Here is a 17228-nt window from a genome sequence, read left to right as displayed (position 1 = left end):
CTGTATTGATATTGAACATGTCCCGGATGATATTTGAACAGATATGCGAGGGGGTGGTCATTTTTGACGCGTGGGCGAGTGTAAAAAAGCCGGGCAGTCGAAACTGCCCGGAAATAGCGGAAGAACAAGAATTGGTGATTTAAAGCGTGACTTATTGGCACTCCTCGGTTGAGAGAGAGGCTCCGATCCCACTTTCCAACTGGGTCACAGTTTGCTTTCCGACATAAATCATTGAACCTGCGACCTGTTTACCGGTGGCTTGACCGGTATTGCATAGATACGCTTCTGCGCCCATATAAGTTTTTACGGTGGCAGTTTTGACGGCAAAAAATCGATTTTGCTCATTCATACTCGCACCCATAGAGAGTTCTGCATCCAGCTGGTTTGTACCGCCTGCAAGTTCAATGACTGCCCCCATGGATCCATTGACGGTCAGCTTTTCTTTCGAAAGCGCGCAAGCGTCAGACACAAAGCTGACCCCTTGACTGACATTGATAGCCGAAACAGGCTGATTTGTAACGACGGTGAGGGAAACATCATCGACGGAAAACCATGACATATCTTCCTGACTTTCGATTGAAAGTATGCCGTCATTGCTATCGATGAAAAGGCTACTGATCGCAGAACTGCTGCCGTAGGCAATAACCGCGGGTTTCTCCCCACAAATCAGCTTTGCATTGATCCCTCTACTGATTTTCAGGGACGTGAAACTGTCGGTATAAAATAATTGCTCTCGTTCTATGAAAGCATGCGCTGCTGCCAGACCCAAACCAATAAACAGAAACAGCAAGGCAACCAATGTTTTGAATGTACTTCTTGTCGTCCGGTATCGTGTCGTCATTATGGACTCTCCCTGCAGTTAAGCGTTTAACGTTACCCAGTGCAGCCAGTGGAACGTGAATCTGATTACTATCAATGAGTACCGTGTTGCCAAGTAGGTTCTGTTTACACTCTACAAAAAGCGTGCCTGTTTTTAACTTATTGTTTTTAATGAAAAGACTTTACATTGATTGGTGAGATTCACTAAATAATTTGCCAACTATGGCTAATTAGACCACCAACAGAGAAATTCAAATCCCACCAATTCCTAAGCGCGTATCGTGTCAGGATTTTTTACATATATAAGGAAATTACTAATAAGCTAATTTAGTAAATACTAACAAATTAAAGGGTTATCTACGTGGCACATTAGTTGCTGTATTTGCATGCGTTTTAATTCAGCTAGAGGATATTGGCGATGAAGAAGTATTTATGGATACCACTCTTAATGGTGTTAGGCATACTGTCTGGTACGACCCATGCAGCGATCATCAATGTGTGGGGGGATAAATCCAGTGATGGTTTTGATGCACGGTTTATCCCCGATACACTTGTGGATGCCTTATATAAAAACCAAGAACTGCTCTTACCGGATAATTTCCCAACTAGCAAGCAAGTAGGGTTCAATGAGAAACAGACGCTGAAGCTGGACAACGATCTGTCTTTCGGGGGGAGTGTCTTTGCAAAAGGAACAGTAGTAAGCAGTCACATTATCTATTTCGATACGCGTGATAGTTTATATGGGGAGCATTCGAATGTTAACTGGCAGTTTGACGGTGATATTTTAGCTGTACTGACAACTAACAAAGATCTCAAGGCAACAGATTCGCTTTTTGGACTGTCGGGAAATACTTACTCCTTCAAATGGCGGGGTTTGGAAGGCAGTGACTCTTATTCATTTGAAGGCGATACGTTGACGTTGAGTATGGTAGTGTCAGAACCAGGGGACTGGGTAAGGGTTTTGGTTGATGTACCGGAACCTGCAACGGTCGCGCTGTTGGGAGTGGGTTTACTCATGCTTGGTGGCCGTTCAATGTTGAATCGCCGTTGCCCTGCAAGATTGGTATGAGGACGCTGCAATATATTATTTTTAATTCACCGAGCACGATTTTTATATTATACGAATTATAAATGCCACTACCTGCTGTGTTGACCGAATAAATTCCTTTCCCAAACTCTATATCTAAGTTGAGTTCATTTCTTTGTCTGCTCTCTGTTTATTCTGTCATTATTTATTTGTTTATATTTCATGTTGATATCACTGTTTTTCGCTCCCATATTTTTAGTTTTTGATCTTCTCAGTATCAAAACTCTGGACAGGCAAGGTATTTTCCAAGGCAATATAAAACCTATCTCTTATTGTAACCTGTTGAACATGTTGGTTTTTTTTACAGGTGGGTAAATTTGATATTTGAATATTGCGTAATGCTTTGATTAAAATAAAAAAAATAATTTGGCACAACTCCTGCTATGTCCATGGAGAACCACTTATATAAATGGAATTTAGGAGTTTTTATGAAATCTTGGGTTGGCTTGCCTGCGTTAATGGGTGCAGTGCTGCTATCTACCGCGTCTCATGCTTCAATTATAAGTGTCAGCTCTAATACTTCCTCTTTGGGCGCATCGGCGCAAATTATTGCAGCTCCGTCTACGGTAGAAGATGACACGACAACAAATACAGCCCAACAGGGCTTTAATGAGAAGCAGACGGTAAAACTTACCTCTGACTTGACGCTGGGTTCACAGTTCATTGCGAAAGGGACTGTGGTCGACAGCCATATGATTTTCTTCAATACTGTGGATTCAAGTACCAGTCGCCACAACTTTGTTGAGTGGACTTTCAGCGGTGATGTCCTTTCAGTGTATAAGGATTCAGGCGGTACAGAAGAGCAGGCAACGAACAGTATGTTTGCAGCACCAGGTACGATTTACCCTAGCGCGTTTTCATTCCGAGGTCTGGAAGGTGGCGATATGGTTTGGTGGATTGATGAAACGCTGACTCTGACAACTATCGTCTCTGAACCAGGTGACTGGATCCGTGTAGTGACTGATGCGCCAGAGCCTGCAATGCTGGGTGTGTTTGGCATTGGTATGTTGATGGTGGGTGGCTTGAGCCGCCGTCGTCAAAAGCGTGCGCTGTAAAAATATAATGAATCAAAAAACCCACGTTACTGCAACGTGGGTTTTTTTAGTTTATGTATCCTGTTTGCTCTATTCTCTGAGATACACTTTTTCGCCATACGCATAGGTCGCTGAAACAACCCGGTCATCACCCAGCGTCATCAGGACAAAAAGTCTGTCTTCCAGATTGTGGGCGTGCTCCATACGGAACTTCATCAACTGAGTAGCCTCAAGATCGAGAACTACAAAGTCTGCTTCCTTACCTGGGGCAAGGTTGCCAATCCGGTCATCCAGGCTTAGTGCTTTAGCGCCTCCCAATGTTGCCTGGTATAGAGATTTGAGCGGATGCAGTTTGTCTCCCTGCAATTGCATCACTTTGTAGGCTTCGCTCATCGTCTGAAGCAATGAGAAGCTTGTCCCCGCACCGACATCCGTGCCCATGCCCACTTTCACCCCAAAGTTTTCGAGCCTTTTGAGGGGAAACAGGCCTGAACCCAGGAACAGGTTGGATGTTGGACAAAAAGCAATAGCTGATTCCTGTTCTGCAAGGCGCTGGCATTCTCCATCGCATAGATGGACACCATGGGCAAACACCGAACGTTTGGTCAACAGTCCGTAGTGGTCATAAACATCCAGATAACCCTTACGTTCTGGAAACAGCTCCTCGACCCATGCAATTTCATTCTTGTTTTCTGAAAGGTGGGTATGGAGGTAAACATCCGGGTACTCTTCAAGGAGCTTACCGGCCAGCGCCAGTTGCTCCCGTGAGCTTGTGGGGGCGAAACGTGGCGTGACTGCATAGTGGAGGCGTCCCTTGTTGTGCCAACGTTCAATCAGTTCTTTACTGTCCAGATAGCCTGATTCAGGTGTATCGGTCAGGTCTTCCGGTGCGTTGCGATCCATCAGTACCTTACCGGCAATCATCCTCATCTTGCGTTTTTCTACTTCAGAGAAGAAGACGTCGATGGATTCCTTGTGCACAGTGCCAAAAACAAGGGCCGTCGTCGTCCCATTACGCGTAAGCTCGTCCAGAAAGTGGACGGCGACCTTGCGGGCATAATCCGGGTCAGCAAATCGTTTTTCTTCCGGGAAGGTGTAGTTATTGAGCCAGTCAAGAAGCTGCTCCCCATACGCCGCAATCATTCCCGTTTGGGGGTAATGGATATGTGTGTCGATAAACCCAGGGGTGATCAGTTTGTTTCCAAGGTTAACCGTCTTTAAGTCTATAGGTTGGCGTGCAAGTACATCTTCTGCTTGGCCGATATCAACGACGTGTCCATCTGCCACAACCAGCAGGCCATCTTCATAATACTGGTACGAGTCCTCCAGCCCGGCTGTTGATGGGTCATCCAGGCTGTGAATAATGGCCGCTCGGTAAGCGACTGGTGCAAAGCGATCTGAATCCTTCATGTCCTTTAAGTCCTTATTACCGGCTACTGCTATGCGGTTTTTTGTTTAATTGCGCCGGTTTTCTTATTTTGTTCAGTATGGCTGATAGCAGACACTGTTGATGTTTGTGAGCCGGTTTCTGCCGCGATAGATGGTGGGCGTTTTGACTTGATGTCTTGCCCCTGGTAACAGGCAATCAGTTCACCGGCAACAGATACTGCAATTTCAGCCGGGTGCTTGCCGGACACTGCCCCGATTCCTATTGGACAGATCATTCGGTGAATATCTGATTCAGCATGCCCGCGTTCACGGAGTTTGTGGTCGAACCGCTTACGTTTTGACAGGGATCCAATCAGGCCAAAGTATTTGCTGTCACCCCGTAATAAAATGGCTCGTGACAGTTCAAAGTCGAGCTGGTGGTTATGTGTCATCACAAGATACATACTGCCTTTGGGCATATCTGCGATATCTCCAACCGGATCGTCTGTAACCACTTTATGCACGTTCGGTGGAAGTTCTTCCGGAAATTGTTCATCCCGCTCGTCAACCCATGTCACTCGGATTGGGAGGGTTGCCAAAACATGCACCAGAGCCTTGGCGACATGCCCTGCCCCGAAAAGTGCCAGATGATGCTTCTGCTGGACAATGGGTTCGAAACTCAATGTCACAACGCCGCCGCAGCATTGGCCGAGACGGGCTCCAAGGTTAAAGCGTTCAACTTTCATCTGCCGTTCACCGGATGACATCATGTCCCTCGCCATTTCAGTTGCGAGATGTTCGAGGTGCCCGCCACCAATTGTTGCGACCAATTCATCACGCGTCACCAGCATTTTTGTGCCTGCATCCCGGGGGACCGACCCCCGGTCTTCCAGTACCGTAACCATCACACAGGGTTCCCCACGCTGCTCGTAGCCAGCCAGTGCCTGTATCCAGTTATCCTTAAACATGGCCGTGTCCTCCTGGCTCTGTTACAGCGCCACTTCTCCGGGAAACTTACCCTTACGGGCCCGTTTGATGGATTGGTAAACCTGTTCCGGGGTAGCCGGTGCAGGCAAGTAAGGGATCTCACCATCTTCCGCAACGCTTACGATGGCGTCCTTCAGTGCGCTCCAGACAGAGATCCCCAACATAAACGGGGGCTCGCCTACTGCCTTGGAGTGGAATACCGTATCTTCCGGGTTGGCGCGGTTTTCAACCAGCCTGGTATGGAATTCGACCGGCATATCTGCTACCGCCGGGATTTTGTAACTGGCTGGGCCGCTGGTCATCAGCTGGCCTTTGTCATTCCAGACCAGCTCTTCTGTTGTCAGCCATCCCATGCCCTGGACAAACCCACCTTCAACCTGGCCAATATCAATTGCCGGGTTAAGCGAAGCGCCGACATCGTGGAGAATATCTACCCGCAGCACTTTGTATTCACCGGTCAGGGTATCGACAATTACCTCGGAGCAAGCAAGGCCATAGGCGTAGTAGTAGAAGGGGCGGCCTCTGCCTTTTTCATGGTCATAGAAGATTTTTGGGGTTCGGTAGAAGCCGGTACTTGCCAGCGATACCTGGTTGAACCAGCACAGCTCGCAGAAATCGGCAAAGGTGAACATATTTCCATCCCCAATTTTGACGATGCCATTGCTGAAAACCACCTGGTCTTGTGAAACGTTGAAGTGACTGGCTGCAAATTCGACCATACGCTGTTTGATGGCGATGGCTGCATTCTGTGCGGCTTTACCGTTTAAATCGGTGCCGGATGATGCGGCCGTAGGAGAGGTATTGGGCACCTTTTCGGTATTGGTTGCGGTTATCTGGATAGCGTCGATATCCACACTGAAAGTTTCAGCCACAATTTGTGCGACCTTGGTGTTCAGCCCCTGTCCCATTTCAGTACCGCCATGGTTAAGGCTGATGCTGCCATCGGTGTAGACGGTAACCAGCGCTCCTGCCTGGTTCAGGAAGGTTGCGGTAAACGAGATACCGAACTTCACCGGTGTCATGGCGATGCCTTTTTTCAGGATCGGGCTTTGCGCATTGAACGCCTGAATGGCCTGGCGCCGTTCCTGGTATTCACTGGTTGCTTCCAGTTCGGTTGTCATTTCGTGAATAAAGTTGTCTTCAACTTTCTGGTAGTAATGGGTCTCATCCCTTCCTTTCCCACCATAGTAATTGGCTTTACGCACCTCGAGAGGGTCTTTTTTCAGGTAGCAGGCAATGTCATCCATTATGTGCTCAATGGTCATCATCCCCTGTGGGCCACCGAAACCCCGGTAAGCAGTGTTGGATGCAGTATGGGTTTTTACACAGTGCCCGGTCACCGTTGCATTGCCGAGGTAGTAAGCGTTGTCGGAATGGAACATGGCACGGTCGACAATAGAGCGGGAAAGGTCCGGTGAATGGCCTGCATTGCCGGAAACGACGATCTCTATACCTTCAATGGTGCCATTTCTATTGAAGCCGACCTTGTATTGGTTAAAGAACGGATGGCGCTTGCCTGTCATCATCATGTCTTCACGGCGCGGGAGCCGGAACTTAACCGGCTGGCCGGTTTTTGCTGCAATAACTGCAGCAATACACGCCGGAGCTGCAGCCTGGGTTTCCTTTCCGCCAAAGCCGCCGCCCATACGGCGCATATCAATCAGAACCTTGTGCATAGGCACACTAAGCACGGAGGCAACCAACTTCTGCACCTCGGTCGGGTTTTGGGTGGAGCAGTAAACAATTACGCCGCCATCCTCTGTGGGTATGACGCTGGAGACCTGGGTTTCCAGATAAAAATGTTCCTGGCCGCCAATATGGAGTGCGCCTTCCAGCACGTGTTCTGCGTTCTCAATGGCCTTGGCTGAATCCCCTCGTTGCTGTTGGTGGCTTTCAGTAACAAACAGCTCCTGTGCCAACGCTTCTTCTACATCCAATGCGGCAGGCAATTCGTTATATTCCACGATAGCTGCCTGGGCTGCTTTGCGAGCGTTTTCCAGGCTGTCGGCTGCCACTGCAATCACGGGCTGGCCGACGTAGGTGACTTTGTTGTCTGCCAGCATGGGATCGCCAGGCAGGATCGGCCCAATATCAAGCTCCCCCGGAACGTCTTTACTGGTGATAACAAGCCGAACTCCGGGCTCGTTGTAGCAAGGGGATACATCAAGCCGGGTAATCTCTGCATGGGCATGGGGGCTCATCAAGGCATAGACATGCAGCTGGTTAGGGAATTCAGGGCGATCATCAATATAAACGGCTTCACCGCAAACCTGCTTTTCAGCACTGTCATGTTTTACAGACTTGCCGACACCAGTTGCCAGACCTTGCAGGGCCTGAGCGGTCATTTCATCTTGGGTAAGGGTTGGGGTCGTTTTACGAGACATAGGTGGTCACCCTCGTTTCAATGGCAGATCCTTTGCTGCCGGTAAAGCTGAGTTCTGTATAAAGGCGGTACAACAAGTTTGCGGCAGTTTCCGACCGGTATTCCTTACTGGCTCGGAAGTCTGATATTGGCTGAAAATCCCCGTCCAGGGCTTTCATTGCCTTTTGGATCGTGTCAAGTGACAGAGGCTCTCCGTTCAGGGCCTGTTCGCAGTGCCGGGCGCGGGCGGGAATGGCTGCCATTCCGCCAAAGGCAACACGGGCATCGGCAATAATATCTGAGCCGGAGGACCTGTCCAGCATCAGCAGGAATGCTCCACATACGGCGGAAATATCATCATCAATACGCTTGGATATTTTATAGGCTTCAAAGACTTGCCCTACTTTTGGCTTGGGAATCCGCACCGCCTGGATAAATTCAGACTCCTGTTGGGCGGTGACTTTGTAATTGATGAAATAATCTTCCAGTGCCAGTTCACGGGTTGCCTGACCACGGCGAAGCACAATGGATGCGCCAAGTGCAATCAACAATGGTGGCCCATCTCCAATGGGGGATGCATTGGCAATATTGCCGCCAAGGGTGCCTTGGTTGCGAATTTGCAATGAAGCAAAGCGGTGCAGCAGTTGACCAAACGCCGGGTAGTAGGATGAAAGGCTTTCGTAAGTGTCGGTCAGGGATACGTTGGCACCAATTTCGATATGGCTGTCAGATTCGGTGACAGTTTTGATGTCGTTAACCTGGCCCAGATATATGAGCTTTGGTATCTCTCGGTGGAACTGGGTAACTTCAAGTGCCAAATCCGTACCACCTGCAACCATGCGGGCGTCAGGATGATCGAGCAGGATCTGAGCCAGTTCATCACTGTTTGTGGGAGTGAATACAGACTTTCCGTCGGCTTGGTGTTCCACATCAGGGGGCCCAATAGCCTCCAGGCGGGCGATAGTCTGTTTCTCATAATCAGCGAATTGGTCACGGATTGGCTTTTCCCGGCTAAGGGAGAGGGACGCTTCAACAATTGGCCGGTAGCCGGTACAGCGACAAAGGTTCCCAGCCAGTGCTTCGTAGACATCTTCTTTGTCGGCCTGGGGGTTATTTTTTGTCAGGGCAAACATGGACATGATAAACCCCGGTGTACAGTAGCCGCATTGGGAGCCATGAAACTCAACCATTGCCTTCTGAACCGGGTGCAGGTTTGAGCCTTCCTTAAGGTCTTCAACCGTTATCAGTTGCTTACCGTGCAAAGCGGAAACAAAAGTCAGGCAAGCATTGACACTGCGGTATTGCAGTTGTCCCTCTATAACTTCACCCAGTACGACTGTACAGGCTCCACAGTCACCGGAACCGCACCCTTCTTTTGTCCCGGTTTTCCCGACGTGCTCGCGAAGATAATTCAGCACTGTGAGGTTGGGAGAAAGGTCTTTCTCCTCTTGCAGTGTCTGATTCAACAGAAAACGGATCACATAGCCTCCATTCTTGTGTGTTTTTTGTTTTGATTGTTAAAAAATAGTAAAAGTTGACCACGTGGTCAACTTTTGAAATCGTCATATGTGCCTTATGTCACTTGGAGGTGGGAGCGGTTTGAGAAATTGCGTACGGTTGTTGGATGTAAAATTCCTACGCTGAGAGGTAGCCCCCGTTTTAATGAAACACTATGAAATTAAAGAGTGAAATGAAAATATCCATAAATATTATATTGATATATGAGAGGTTGTTCTAATCAACAGTATATTTCTCATGGAATAAAATATGAGCGTGATTGCCTAGTTATTCTGCTCCACCTCTCCATTTGGTGTTGTTTTCCCTTTAGCCAAATGGAGATGTAAAAACAGGGTGACTATAGTTAGTGAGACATCCAACTCAATAATGAAAATAATCGTAACTGGCTGTCGGTATACAAACTCTTTATCAATTTGGAAATAGTGAAGGCTTGACCGGGGGTAATATGTCATTGCAAAGGAAGTTTATCTCGATCATTTTGGGCTTGGGCGTCATTGCCGGTGTGCTGGCATTTGGTGCTACCTATTGGTACCAAACAAATGAGATTTCAGAACATGTGGAATATCAGAAGGATGGGCTGGCCAGGGAGGTGATTGGCATCATGGATGCGACCCACAGCCTGGTATTGGAACGTGTTCATAACAGCATGACTTTACTGAAAAAAGAAGGGATGAATATTGGGCAGCCCAAATTAGGTTCAAAGGTAAAAGTAAATAACAGAAATGCAAATGACCTTATTCTTGGCTCACAGGCTCAGGCCAATAATTATGACTTGGTTGATTCTATTACAGAAATAATGGGTGGCACGGCGACGCTGTTTGCGCGTGATGGGAGCGAATTTGTCCGTGTTGCTACCAACGTCATTAAAAACGGCAAGCGTGCGACCGGTACTATTCTCGCACCGGGAAAAAAGGTCGATTTATCAATCCAGAAAGGTATCCCTTACTATGGGGAAATAGACATATTGGGTTCCCCATACATTACCGGATATGAACCGATCTTCGACAATGCTAATAAAGTGATTGGTATCTGGTATGTGGGTTATTCGGCAGATCTGGCTCAACTGCAAAAAGTGGTCGAGGCGACAACAATCCTGAAAAATGGATTCGTGGCATTGCGTGACAGCAATAACAATATCCGCATGCACTCTTCCAAGGTAAACAAGGCGTTGGTTGATTCTGCACTGAATAATGCCAATGGGGAGTGGGTTGTCAGAAGTGTTCCCTATCCGAATTGGGGTTACGAACTTTTAATGGCATACCCAAAATCAGAAGTGAACGGGATGATCGTCGAGTCCGCGTTAAAGGTGTTTGGCGGAGTGATTGCAGCGATGGCGCTGGTGGCGTTGGTTATGATGTTGGTGATGCGAACTGTCGTTTCCGGCCCAATGGGAATATTTATTTCCACCATTAATGATATTGCTGAGGGTGAAGGGGATCTCACCAAGCGTATCAATTCCTCCCGGAAAGATGAATTTGGCCAGATGTCTGGCAGTTTTGACAAGGTTCTTGAGAAGATCCAGAACACCATCAAAGAGGCATCCCAGTCTTCATCTGAACTGACGGAATCTTCTCGTGCCCTGTCAGAAATCGCGGAACGTTCCTCCAGAGCCATGCAGCTGCAAAGTACCGAGACTGAACAGATTACTCATGCAATCAGTGAGCTGGACAGTGCATCCCACGAGGTAGCTGAAAGTGCTGAAACAGCCTCCAAGGCAGTGAGTGACGCCAATGAACAGGTACGCCAAGGTAACGATGTTGTACAGCAGATGATTTCCAGCATCGAACAGCAAAATGAGTCTATGACATCATCGACCCATGTTGTAAATGAACTGGCAAGTGCGACTGACGATATCAGCGGGATTCTGGATGTAATACTTCAAATAGCCGAGCAGACAAACCTGTTGGCACTGAACGCCGCTATTGAAGCCGCACGAGCCGGAGAGCAGGGCAGGGGCTTTGCTGTTGTTGCTGATGAAGTACGCTCCCTTGCGAGCCGGACGCAGGCGTCCACAGAGGAAATTCGTACTATGATCGAGCGTCTGCAGTCCGGAACGAAAGAAATGCTGGCGCTGATGGAGAAGAACCGGGAAAGTTCCCTGGAAAATGTGGACGTAGCGAAATCGGCCGGGACAGTGCTTGAGAATATCCTTGATGCTGTGAAGCTGATTTCCGATGCCAATGGCGACATTAGTACTGCAGCAGACAGGCAGCGCAGCGTTTCGGGAGAGATAAACAACAACATCTCGCGCATTAACCAGATCAGTCAGGAAAATTCCCAATACACAGACGAGACCCGTGAGTCTGCCCAATCCCTTCAGGCTCTGGCTGCTCAGATGAGCCGACAGTTGTCCTACTACAAGGTGTAAATGAGAAAACCTGGACACCGCAAAGTCAAAGCCCCGGTTTAACATCCGGGGCTTTTTAAATGGGGTCAGGGGTTCAATGTGCTGCTCAGGCTTTCTTTTTCACCACGTTGGAAAACACCGCATGCAGGTCACTTGGCGTGTTTTCTTCATCCAGCTTGAGTTTGGATTTGATGTGGTCGAGGTGAATACGCATCAGTTCGATTGCACGCTCTTTGTCTTTCGCTTCAATGGCGTCCAGCAACTGGGTGTGTTCATCAAAAGAACAGTTAGTGTGTTTGGCTGACTCATAGAGCGCGATGATAAGGGAACTTTGCGACACCAGGCTGCGCTGGAAGCTCATCAACGGGGGATTATTGGCCATCGCTGCCATTTTAATATGAAACTCGCCGGACAGGCGGATACCACGGCCAAGATCGCCTTTCTCAAATGCCTGATGCTCTTCAGCGACCATTTCACGGCACTGGGCAACTTGTTCCGCTGTGGCATGCTCCGCCGCCAGTTCCACAATCGCCAGTTCCAGCACCTCCCTGGCTTTTAGAATCTGTTTGGCTTCTTCAACCGTTGGGGAAGATACTATCGCGCCGCGGTTAGGACGGATGTTGACTACCTGCTCAACAGAAAGGCGAAGCAAAGCTCGGCGGATAATTGTCCGGCTGACACCAAAAATTTCCCCCATGGCTTCTTCGCTGAGCTTGGTGCCCGGTGGCAGGCGCTGTTCCAGAATGGCATCGAAAATGTGCCCGTAGACAATATCGTCCTGAGTTTGCCCGGTTTCTTTGGATTTGCTTTTTTTAATATTGGTTTTGGTCAGTCCAGCCATTCTCTCTTTCTTTCCTTTGCCCGGCGATATGCTCGCGTCGCCTCACATCGGCGATAATTGCGTTAGACCGTTTTTCGACGAGGATTGTACAACAGCTGGCTGGTGATTGTATTCACTTGCCGGGAAACTGTTGCCGGAGCCGCATTTTTCCAAAAAAAATGCCCCGATACGAATACCGGGGCGTGGACTAGGAGAATGTTGCTTGTAGTTAATAAAGTAGAGAACGTTAAAACATTTTTAGATTACGGCGTTCTACTTCCATGTATGATCAATTCAACGGCACTTGCAAACCTGTTTGCGACAACTCTGGGCTAGATGCCCGGTCAGTCAAGTAACTCGTAGCAAGGCAACGTAAGAAAGTCTGCAAATTCCTCTCCCGTTGATAGTGTGTCAAAAACCTCTGCTGCCTTATCAAAGCGGCGCTCAACCATGGCTGTCGGTCCTGATTCCCGTTGAATATTTTCCAGCTCTTCACCCAGTAACCGGCGGAAAAGCGCTGGTGTGAATGGAGTACCATCATCCAAGGTGACCTGGTGGTGCAGCCATTGCCAGATGTTGGCACGGGAAATCTCCGCGGTCGCTGCATCTTCCATCAGGCCATAGATTGGTACACAACCCTGGCCACGTAACCAGCTTTCCATGTAGTAAAGTGCAATTCGAATATTCTTGCGAACGCCGGTTTCATCTTTTGGTCCTTCACAGGCAGACAGCAGAACATCGGCACCAAAATGACCATCAGGCAGTACATCCATCTGGTTGGCATTGCCTTTCAGGTAGCTGTCAAAAATGCCTCTGGCCAGCTCGACCAAATAGGGGTGGGCTACCCAGGTACCGTCGTGGCCGTTTGCGGCTTCACGGTGTTTGTCTTCGGTGACTTTTTGGGTAACGAAGGCCATTTGGTCAGTGTCTTTCGCTGGGATAAATGCCGACATTCCACCCATCGCATATGCCCCCCTGCGGTGGCAGGTCTGGATCAGAAGCTTGCTGTATGCATCAAGGAAAGGCTTGTCCATACCGACCGAGTGGCGATCCGGGAGAATGCGGTCTTTGTGGTTACGCAGGGTTTTGATGTAGCTGAATATGTAATCCCAGCGACCGCAATTCATGCCGACAATATGGTCTCGCATGACATAGAGTATTTCCTCCATCTGGAAGACTGCCGGAAGGGTTTCGATCAGGACGGTTGCTCGGATGGTGCCGGTCTCAACGCCGAAGTGGTTTTCTGTAAAGGCAAAGACATCTTCCCACCACGCAGCTTCTTCCATGGATTCAAGTTTAGGCAGGTAGAAATAAACGCCTTGGCCTTTCGCTGCCCGGCTTGAATGGTTGTGGAAGAAATAAAGGGCAAAATCCATCAGGCTGCCGGGAATCGGTTTTCCATCGAAAGTGATGTGACTCTCTCGAAGGTGAAGTCCACGAGGCCGGGCAATAAGTACTGCTGGATTGTCAGCTAGGGCATAGTGCTTACCCGATTTGGGATCGGTGTACTCTATGGTGCCGTTATTGGCATCCCGCATATTAATTTGCCCGCCTACCATATTTTCCCAGGTTGGGGATGTGGCGTCTTCAAAACAGCACATAAAGACGTTGGCACCTGAATTCAGGGCATTAATCACCATTTTCCGGTCAACCGGCCCGGTGATTTCTACCCGCCTATCAGTAAGGGGTTTGGGGATCGGCGCAACTTTCCAACCGTGGTCGTTGCGGATAGCCCGGGTATCGGCACGAAAATCCGGTAATTCTCCACTATCGTACTGGCGCTGCTTGCCTGCACGCTCTTCCATCAGCTTATCGAGCGACGGCGCAAACCGTTCAACCAGGGTTTCCAGAAATGCTAAAGCGTTATCAGACAGGATTGCCCTGGCATCCTGGTTGAATAGCGGACCCTTCACTTCAAATTTACCGGACTGGGATGGTTGGCCGGTAGGGGTATCGAGTCTTTCCATAACCATTGGTAACTCCAAATATTGTATCTTTGATTTGTATACATTTTTATAAATTTACGTATCAATTTATACCGAATTATTGGTCGACAATCAAAGCCATTTGTTAACCCAATATATCGGTACATATTTCTCAGAAGGTGTGATAGTCAAACGACTATCGGGTAACTTATTGTTTATTATGAAAATGAATGAATGGGGGCTCTTTTGAAAGAGCCTATTGTTTTAAAAATGTTAAATTTGGCTTGATGATTTTTTGTTTTCGATCATAGAATACAATTACATATTAAATTGTATACAAAATGGAGTTTGAGATGGCTAAGATGCGAGCGATAGACGCCGCAGTAGCGGTTTTGCGAAAGGAGGGGGTCAACATCGCCTTTGGTGTTCCTGGTGCCGCAATCAATCCGTTTTATTCTGCCCTGGAAAAAGCTGGTGGTATTAACCATGTGTTAGCGCGCCACGTAGAAGGGGCATCCCATATGGCTGAGGGTTACACCCGGGCAAACCCAGGGAACATTGGCGTTTGTGTTGGGACATCGGGGCCGGCAGGGACCGATATGATTACCGGCCTATACTCTGCATCTGCCGATTCAATACCTATTTTGTGTATTACCGGCCAGGCTCCACGTGCCAGGCTGCATAAGGAAGACTTCCAGGCTGTAGATATTGAAGCCATTGCGGGTCCGGTTACCAAGTGGTGCACCACGGTACTGGAGCCGGCCCAGGTACCACGTGCATTTCAGCAGGCTTTTCATTTAATGCGCTCCGGCCGCCCTGGCCCTGTGTTGATAGATTTGCCACTCGACGTCCAGCTGGCTGAAATCGAGTTCGATGTAGAGAGTTATGAACCGCTGTCTCCATATAAGCCAGCGGCAAGCCAGTCACAGATCGACAAGGCATTTGAGATGCTGTTTTCAGCAGAAAGACCGCTGATTGTTGCCGGCGGCGGTGTCATCAATGCCAACGCGTCAGAACTTCTGCAAGAACTGGCTGAAGTGACGGGTATCCCGGTGATTCCTACCTTGATGGGTTGGGGTTCCATTCCGGATGATCATCCGTTGATGGCGGGAATGGTTGGCCTGCAAACATCGCACAGGTACGGCAATGCAACCATGCTGGAATCTGACATGGTGTTTGGGATAGGAAATCGATGGGCTAACCGACACACCGGTTCGGTAGAGGTATATACCGAAGGCCGGCGGTTTATCCATATTGATATTGAGCCGACCCAGATAGGACGCGTTTTCTGCCCTGATCTCGGCATCGTATCTGACGCCGGTAAGGCGTTGGAGAAGCTGGTTGCAACCGCCAAAGCCTTGCGTGATGCAGGAAGACTGCCGGACTACAGCGCCTGGGTATCATCCTGCCAGGAGCGCAAGCGCACTATGCTGCGAAAAACCCATTTTACCGATCTGCCTGCCAAGCCAATGCGGGTTTATGAAGAGATGAACAAAGTATTTGGAAAGGAGACTTGCTATGTCAGCACCATCGGGCTCTCACAAATTGCAGCTGCACAATTCCTCCATGTCTACAAATCACGCCACTGGATCAACTGTGGCCAGGCCGGCCCACTGGGGTGGACGGTCCCGGCCGCGCTGGGCGTACGGGCAGCCGACCCCGAACGCGAAATAGTTGCCATCTCCGGGGACTATGATTTCCAGTTTATGATCGAAGAGCTGGCAGTCGGGGCGCAATTTCACCTTCCGTATATTCATGTGGTGGTTAATAACTCTTACCTTGGACTTATCCGACAGGCACAGCGCCAGTTTGATATTGATTTTTGTGTACAACTGTCATTTGAAAACCAGAATGCCCCTGAGCTGGGAGCTTATGGCGTCGACCATGTTGCTGTGGTTGAAGGGCTGGGTTGTAAGGCTATCCGAGTGCGCGATCCGGAACAAATCAGCTCAGCCCTGGAAGAAGCCAAATCGTTGATTAACCAGTACCGGGTGCCGGTGGTGGTAGAAGTAATTCTGGAACGGGTTACCAATATTGCGATGGGTACGGAAATCAATGCCATTAACGAATTCGAGCCATTAGCCGAGTCAGCGGCAGATGCCCCGACGGCACTGGCAAACCAATAAATACAAATGACGTCGACGGAATAAACCAGAAGGATTCTGAACATGCCTAAACTTGCTGCCAACTTATCCATGCTGTTTACCGAGCTCCCTTTTATGGAACGTTTCGGGGCTGCAGCTGAGTATGGATTTAAAGGGGTGGAATACCTGTTCCCCTATGATTTTGATGTGGCTGCCATACGTGATGAGCTGGAAGCCCATGGCCTGAAACAGGTGCTTTTCAACCTTCCCGCTGGTGACTGGGATGCTGGTGACCGCGGTATAGCAGCTGATCCTGCTCGGGTGGAAGAGTTTCGCCGTGGCGTTTCCCTCGCCATTGAATACGCAAAGGCCCTGGGGTGTCCCCAGGTGAATTGCCTGGCAGGCATTGTTCCTGAAGGTGTCAGCCAGAGTGAGGCGGAAGCCACCCTGACAGGGAACCTGAAATATGCCGCAGCAGAATTGGAAAAAGCAGGCATCAGGCTGGTTATGGAAGCCATCAACACCCGAGATATTCCCGGCTTTGCCCTGAACACTACGGGACAGGCCCTTCAAATTCAGGAAGCGGTAGGCAGTGCTAACCTGACCCTTCAGTACGACATTTACCACATGCAGATTATGGAAGGGGACATTGCCCCGACCCTGTCTGCCCATCTTGCTGAAATCGGGCATGTGCAACTGGCAGATACTCCGGGAAGGCATGAACCTGGAACCGGTGAGCTGAATTACCACTTCCTTTTCAGCCACCTTGACAGCATTGGGTACCAAGGCTGGGTAGGCTGCGAATACAAACCGGCGACGACAACCGCAGAAGGGTTGGCATGGCTGAAAGAATATGGAATGAACCAGGAGGGATAAA

The 17228-nt window shown here is 49.1% G+C and carries 12 protein-coding genes; 5 read left to right on the top strand and 7 right to left on the bottom strand.

Going from position 1 to position 17228, the window contains the following annotated elements; all coding sequences use genetic code 11:
- Nucleotides 1-151: 151 nt before the first annotated feature.
- Nucleotides 152-841: a GIN domain-containing protein gene (locus tag NF212_RS19295; RefSeq protein ID WP_434362431.1), complete on the bottom strand. Its 690-nt coding sequence runs from the start codon at nucleotides 839-841 to the stop codon at nucleotides 152-154.
- A gap of 396 nt (nucleotides 842-1237) precedes the next feature.
- Between NF212_RS19295 and NF212_RS19290 the strand changes: the two genes are divergently transcribed.
- A complete protein-coding gene (locus NF212_RS19290; protein ID WP_434362430.1) occupies nucleotides 1238-1888 on the top strand; it encodes a PEP-CTERM sorting domain-containing protein in 651 nt (216 codons plus the stop codon).
- Nucleotides 1889-2334: 446 nt separating this feature from the next.
- Nucleotides 2335-2961, top strand: a complete 627-nt coding sequence (locus NF212_RS19285) for a PEP-CTERM sorting domain-containing protein (protein ID WP_434362428.1) — start codon at nucleotides 2335-2337, stop codon at nucleotides 2959-2961.
- Nucleotides 2962-3030: 69 nt separating this feature from the next.
- Here the strand turns inward: NF212_RS19285 and guaD are convergent, their stop codons facing one another.
- From guaD to xdhA, 4 genes are read right to left on the bottom strand one after another with little or no spacing between them, the layout of a single operon-like run.
- A complete protein-coding gene (gene guaD / locus NF212_RS19280) occupies nucleotides 3031-4350 on the bottom strand; it encodes a guanine deaminase (protein WP_434362427.1) in 1320 nt (439 codons plus the stop codon).
- Nucleotides 4351-4379: 29 nt separating this feature from the next.
- Complete coding sequence (gene xdhC, locus NF212_RS19275) at nucleotides 4380-5276, bottom strand: xanthine dehydrogenase accessory protein XdhC (RefSeq protein WP_434362426.1); 897 nt, start codon at nucleotides 5274-5276, stop codon at nucleotides 4380-4382.
- Nucleotides 5277-5297: 21 nt separating this feature from the next.
- The gene (xdhB, locus tag NF212_RS19270) at nucleotides 5298-7679 is read right to left on the bottom strand and encodes a xanthine dehydrogenase molybdopterin binding subunit (RefSeq protein WP_434362424.1); all 2382 of its coding nucleotides are present in this window, start codon (nucleotides 7677-7679) and stop codon (nucleotides 5298-5300) included.
- Nucleotides 7669-9138, bottom strand: a complete 1470-nt coding sequence (gene xdhA, locus NF212_RS19265; protein WP_434362423.1) for a xanthine dehydrogenase small subunit — start codon at nucleotides 9136-9138, stop codon at nucleotides 7669-7671. The genes xdhB and xdhA overlap by 11 nt, the downstream gene beginning before the upstream one ends.
- Before the next feature lie 482 nt (nucleotides 9139-9620).
- On the opposite strand from xdhA, the gene NF212_RS19260 reads away from it, so the two are divergent.
- Nucleotides 9621-11543: a methyl-accepting chemotaxis protein gene (locus tag NF212_RS19260; protein WP_434362421.1), complete on the top strand. Its 1923-nt coding sequence runs from the start codon at nucleotides 9621-9623 to the stop codon at nucleotides 11541-11543.
- A gap of 85 nt (nucleotides 11544-11628) precedes the next feature.
- On the opposite strand, the gene NF212_RS19255 is transcribed toward NF212_RS19260, so the two are convergent.
- Complete coding sequence (locus NF212_RS19255; protein ID WP_434362420.1) at nucleotides 11629-12363, bottom strand: GntR family transcriptional regulator; 735 nt, start codon at nucleotides 12361-12363, stop codon at nucleotides 11629-11631.
- A gap of 323 nt (nucleotides 12364-12686) precedes the next feature.
- Nucleotides 12687-14315, bottom strand: coding sequence for a malate synthase A (gene aceB / locus NF212_RS19250; RefSeq protein ID WP_434362418.1), 1629 nt, complete (start codon nucleotides 14313-14315; stop codon nucleotides 12687-12689).
- 305 nt (nucleotides 14316-14620) lie between these two features.
- Here aceB and gcl point away from each other — a divergent pair, with 305 nt between their 5' ends.
- Both gcl and hyi read left to right on the top strand, forming a co-directional pair.
- A complete protein-coding gene (gene gcl / locus NF212_RS19245; RefSeq protein WP_434362417.1) occupies nucleotides 14621-16393 on the top strand; it encodes a glyoxylate carboligase in 1773 nt (590 codons plus the stop codon).
- A gap of 42 nt (nucleotides 16394-16435) precedes the next feature.
- A complete protein-coding gene (gene hyi / locus NF212_RS19240; protein WP_434362415.1) occupies nucleotides 16436-17227 on the top strand; it encodes a hydroxypyruvate isomerase in 792 nt (263 codons plus the stop codon).
- Nucleotide 17228: the final 1 nt, after the last annotated feature.

The sequence above is a fragment of the Parasalinivibrio latis genome (assembly GCF_036825535.1).
Classification (GTDB): Bacteria; Pseudomonadota; Gammaproteobacteria; order Enterobacterales; family Vibrionaceae; genus Parasalinivibrio; species Parasalinivibrio latis.
The sequence above is the reverse complement of the archived record's forward strand: the minus strand, read 5'-3'. Positions and strand labels throughout refer to the sequence as shown.

Excerpts from the sequence above, each read along its gene's own strand:
- NF212_RS19290 (WP_434362430.1), top strand. The coding sequence starts at position 1,238 with ATGAAGAAGTATTTATGGATACCACTCTTAATGGTGTTAGGCATACTG.
- NF212_RS19295 (WP_434362431.1), bottom strand. The coding sequence starts at position 841 with ATGACGACACGATACCGGACGACAAGAAGTACATTCAAAACATTGGTT.
- gcl (WP_434362417.1), top strand. The coding sequence starts at position 14,621 with ATGGCTAAGATGCGAGCGATAGACGCCGCAGTAGCGGTTTTGCGAAAG.
- NF212_RS19260 (WP_434362421.1), top strand. The coding sequence starts at position 9,621 with ATGTCATTGCAAAGGAAGTTTATCTCGATCATTTTGGGCTTGGGCGTC.
- NF212_RS19285 (WP_434362428.1), top strand. The coding sequence starts at position 2,335 with ATGAAATCTTGGGTTGGCTTGCCTGCGTTAATGGGTGCAGTGCTGCTA.
- NF212_RS19255 (WP_434362420.1), bottom strand. The coding sequence starts at position 12,363 with ATGGCTGGACTGACCAAAACCAATATTAAAAAAAGCAAATCCAAAGAA.
- xdhB (WP_434362424.1), bottom strand. The coding sequence starts at position 7,679 with ATGTCTCGTAAAACGACCCCAACCCTTACCCAAGATGAAATGACCGCT.
- aceB (WP_434362418.1), bottom strand. The coding sequence starts at position 14,315 with ATGGTTATGGAAAGACTCGATACCCCTACCGGCCAACCATCCCAGTCC.
- hyi (WP_434362415.1), top strand. The coding sequence starts at position 16,436 with ATGCCTAAACTTGCTGCCAACTTATCCATGCTGTTTACCGAGCTCCCT.
- xdhC (WP_434362426.1), bottom strand. The coding sequence starts at position 5,276 with ATGTTTAAGGATAACTGGATACAGGCACTGGCTGGCTACGAGCAGCGT.
- guaD (WP_434362427.1), bottom strand. The coding sequence starts at position 4,350 with ATGAAGGATTCAGATCGCTTTGCACCAGTCGCTTACCGAGCGGCCATT.